The sequence below is a fragment of the Barnesiella sp. CU968 genome (assembly GCF_905219685.1).
GTDB lineage: Bacteria > Bacteroidota > Bacteroidia > Bacteroidales > Muribaculaceae > Lepagella > Lepagella muris_A.
In genome coordinates this window covers 1-4,624 of record NZ_CAJMXD010000241.1, presented here as the reverse complement: position 1 = coordinate 4,624, position 4,624 = coordinate 1, and the positions used below count along the sequence as shown (strand labels likewise).

At 42.6% G+C, this 4,624-nt stretch carries 4 protein-coding genes; all 4 read left to right on the top strand.

Translation table 11 applies throughout. From position 1 onward, the window contains the following. Window positions 1-425: 425 nt before the first annotated feature. Window positions 426-1,862, top strand: coding sequence for a phage integrase SAM-like domain-containing protein (locus tag JX312_RS09500; RefSeq protein ID WP_172469850.1), 1,437 nt, complete (start codon window positions 426-428; stop codon window positions 1,860-1,862). A 53-nt stretch (window positions 1,863-1,915) separates the two neighbouring features. After that, on the top strand, window positions 1,916-2,890 hold the full coding sequence (gene rhuM / locus JX312_RS09495) for a virulence protein RhuM/Fic/DOC family protein (RefSeq protein WP_204457827.1): 975 nt from the start codon (window positions 1,916-1,918) through the stop codon (window positions 2,888-2,890). 188 nt (window positions 2,891-3,078) lie between these two features. Continuing rightward, complete coding sequence (locus JX312_RS09490; protein WP_135993778.1) at window positions 3,079-3,480, top strand: hypothetical protein; 402 nt, start codon at window positions 3,079-3,081, stop codon at window positions 3,478-3,480. A gap of 10 nt (window positions 3,481-3,490) precedes the next feature. Next, a complete protein-coding gene (locus JX312_RS09485; RefSeq protein WP_204457826.1) occupies window positions 3,491-4,204 on the top strand; it encodes a DUF4304 domain-containing protein in 714 nt (237 codons plus the stop codon). Window positions 4,205-4,624 lie beyond the last annotated feature (420 nt).

Genomic DNA, 4,624 nt, shown 5'->3' with positions numbered 1-4,624 from the left:
AGGCGTTCAGAACACAGTTCCGGGGAGTCAGAGACATCAAATTCTTTATGTTCAGACTGGCCACACTATACTCTTGACATCACCTCCCCGCCCACCGGAAAAATCCGTTGACCCCTTCATCGTTCTTCCGCATTGTGCGTAGGCCAAAAAACAAGAAAAACGCTGAATCTCATTGAAATTCAGCGTTTTAGACTTACCTTTAATTTAGGTTCGTGGTGCCACCAGCAATATAAATGTTAAATTATTATCAATAGGATTAAATTCAAATATATACTAATATACTGATATTAAGCCGAATTAAACGATTCTCAATTTAGGCAGATAGCGGCTATTTTAGAAATTATAGTGACTATTGTAGTGACTATTCGGGGAAAGTCACTAACTTTGCAGTGTCCGATTCATAAGGGAATCGAACCTTGGATTCTATGGCAAAATCTCTTTCCCGGTTCTTCATCCGCAAGCAGGACGAGAAGAACGAAATCGCAACTCTTTTCTTTAGGGTGCAGAACAAGAAACACAAAGTCGATACGCTCTTTTCCTCTCAGATACGTGTGAATGTTGCAGAGTGGAAAGAGGCTTTGTCGTGTCCTGAAAAATGGATGCGACATCAAAGGGCGAACTTCAATCTACACGACTCGCTCAATAGGATTGAACTGGTAGTAAAGTCGGAAGTCGAGGGCATGTCTTTCGATAAGTCACGTGTTGAGGCCGAAATCCTCTCTATCGCCAATCCGAAGAAAGCAGAAGCCATAATGAAAGCTAAGCGTGAAGAGGAGGAACGGCAACGCGAGAAAGAACGCATAAAGGAAGAGCAGGAACGTCTGATAAAGGAAGGCATCGATGCTGAACGCGCCAAAATATGGAATTTCATAGACCGATTTTGCAACGAAATCAAGAGCGGTGCCAGGCTTAATGGTCATGACAGATACGCGCCAGGCACTGTGAAGGCATGGAATAGCTTTCGGAAACTATATGATTTGTTTGACAGAAAGCATCGCTACACGTGGTATGATGTAGACCGTGCGTTCGTCACCAAATTCCTGAATTTTATGGAGAAGAAAGATTATATGGTGACTGCGCAGAATAAATATCTGGTCGATCTCCGCGCAATCATCAGCTATGCCTATGCCGACGGAATACACGACAATGACCGTGCCCTGCAATATTTCGCCAAGAAGAAAATTGAAGAGAAAGACAAGGCTATCGAAATCTACCTTACCGATGCGGAACTTCAGGCATTGTATGAAATGCCACTGTCAGGCAAGCAGGAAGAGGTGCGCGATATATTTCTTGTCGGGTGCTATACCTGCCAGCGCGTGAGCGATTACAACGACATTGACAAGGATTGTTTCACCACTACAGCCAAAGGAACACCGGTAATACGCCTCATTCAGAAGAAAACCCGCAACGAGGTAAAGATTCCTATAATGAATCCCAACCTAAAGGCTATATGCGAAAAATACAACTACAATCTCCCTTATGTTGTTGACGTGATACTCAACCGCTACATAAAGGAGATTCTGAAGGAGTTGTCCTATAAAGTGCCCGACTTAGCCAAGATGGTAGTAACCAAACTTACTCAAAAGCAGAAGAAACTGGTGGAGGACGGCAAGCTCGTTGTCGAGCACAACGAAAAGGGAGAGGTGACAATGCCTCGCTACAAGTGCGTGACAACCCACACAGCCCGCCGTAGCGGAATCACCAACATGTACCTAACCCACAAATACTCCATAGTCCAGATGATGCACGTCAGCGGCCACAAGACACAAAAGACCTTTATGGACTATATCAAACTCTCCTCGGACGAAATCGCCGACGAGATAGACGCAATCGCTAATGGCGCAAAATCCGAAGTATTTTGACTATTATTACTCGGAAACAGCTACAAATCAAAATATAAATTGTAATTTTGAATATGGAAACAAATAATTCACAGCTCGTAATCTATCAGGCGCCGGACGGAAATATGTCGATTGATGTGACAGTTCAGAATGATACCGTATGGTTGAGCCAAGGGCAGATGGCCGAACTCTTTGACAAAGATCAGTCAGTTATTGCCCGCCACATCTCTAATGTTTTCAAGGAAGGCGAGCTGGAGAAAGAGAGTAATATGCAAATTTTGCATAATACTCTGTCGAAGTACAAACCGACTCAGGTTTACAGCCTTGATGTTATTATCTCTGTTGGCTATCGCGTTAAATCCAAACGTGGTACTCAATTCCGCATCTGGGCAAATAAGATCTTGAAGCAGTATCTTCTTCAAGGCTATGCCATAAACGAGCGGATAGCTGCACAGAAATATGACGAGCTTAGTCAGTTGATAAAAGTGCTCGGCCGCACAATCCAAAATCAGGAAAGGCTTACGGAGGACAGCCGTTCATTGCTCGATGTTGTTGTCGATTACACATACGCCCTCGACACTCTTGACCGCTACGACTATCAGGAACTGAAGATCGAGGACACCACCGGTAAAGAGTCGTTTCATGCCACTTACGAAAACGCCATGGAAGTCATCCGCGAGTTACATGAGAAATTCGGTGGCAGCACATTGTTCGGCAACGAAAAGGACGATTCCTTCAAAAGCTCCATCGGTCAGATTTACCAGACCTTCGGCGGCATTGACCTCTATCCCTCAGTGGAGGAAAAAGCAGCCATGCTCCTGTATCTAGTTACAAAGAATCACTCGTTCAGCGACGGTAACAAACGCATTGCCGCCACACTCTTCCTGTGGTTCCTCAACGGCAACGGCATTCTCTACAACGGAGACGGCACCAAACGCATCGCCGACAACACACTCGTTGCCCTCACCCTGATGATAGCCGAAAGCCGCACTGAGGAAAAGGACACAATGGTAAAAGTCATCGTCAACCTAATCAACAAGAACAACTGAGGATAAGACGAAACAACCCCCGAAATATGCACGGCTTAACGACTTCATGCCGAGGATTGACCTGTCGGTGCTGAATGATTATGTAACGGCTAATCTCCGCGCTGATTTTCATACTCGTTTGGGACATTTGTCACACCGAATGTCGATTATTAGTTGTAACTTTGCTTAATTACAGATAATAGACTCAAATGAAACTGCTAAGAGCCTTATTCTACCAATATTATTGGTGGCAGATGCGACAGGAACAGGATGGATTCTTCGTTCCTCTGTTGGCTGTGCTCAGTGTCCTGTGTCCGATTTTTGGGATAATCGGTTTTGTAATGATTTCGGCTGATGTTACAGATATTATTGATTTGAAGAAATTTGATGTGAAAATATTAATTTCAGCCATGTTCATTCTCGAACTCGCCGCTTTATGGTGGTTGCTTTTGCGAAAGAAACGATATAGAGCGATAATCTGCGAGCATGATGTCTATAATATTTCTGTGTATCGACGACTCGCAGTGATTTATCCAATTCTATCTGCGACACTTTTCTTTATTGGACTGTATATCGGTTATCTATATAATTCGACAGCGATCAGCCAATGATTATTAGCGTATGAATCGCCACATCAGTAGATTTCAGCGACAAGGATTCATAATCCTGATGATATGCTCGGCTATAATGCTTGGCATAGGAATCTATATGTTTGTGGCTGATTTCAATTCGACAAGCATCGTAACGGGATGGCGCTCCAATCCTTCCGAGCAAACTATATCATGGCAAACTCCGGTATTCGGAGCGATCGTCATGCTCATATTGGGTATTCTAATCAAAATAGACAGGCACAAATTACCGAAAATGGACATCCAAGGCAAACGCACTTTCGTATTTGAAAAGATAACGGATTATCTGAAAGATAATGATTTCAAGAAACGAGGCAATCATTTCTTCAAAAGCAATGGTTCGATAGGTTATTGTGTGAACATTCAAAATGATAAATGGAATGATGCCAATCAAATCCGCTTCACATTGAATGTCGGTATATTTACAGGTGCTTTTTGGCTGGAGCATGAAGATTACAAACACACAGGGATTGTACCCTCTTTCCCTAAGGAATATGAGTGTGCTATCCGGTATAGAATCGGCGGCTTGCTTACGGTCAAAGAGGATAAATGGTACTGTATCACCTCAGGCACGGATGTCATGAAACTAAGGAGCGAAATAGAGCGCGACCTAACAGAATATATATTGCCATTCTTTGCCCGTTACAACACTGAGTCCGATGTCATACCCAATCAATTTATCTACCGGAAAGGAGGCAAGCGATGAAAAGGTGTCAGAAAATAGTATCATATTCCATTGCCATAGGCTTTGTAATAATAATTGTGCTATCTATTTGTGGTATCATTCTTATGGGATATAGCACAGCTGATCATAGGATAAGCGATATTAAACAAAACCTTGACAGTATAATAAGCAGAATTGAATCGTATAACGTATCTAATCATACGTTGCCGGAAGCAATGTCTCAATTAAACTTTAAGCAAACTATCAACGGCTATTTATATGAGGGGAACATGGGCATAGATATTCGTTTCAGATATTATAATTTATCTGATGGCAGTTATTTGGTAGAAGTTTTCAATGAAGAGGAAGATTCTATTATAAACCAATTTCACTAGTGTCTCTTAAAAAGTGTTAATCAAATTCGAGGTCAAGAGTTGGATGGCAATTTGCTATTTGTGCTGG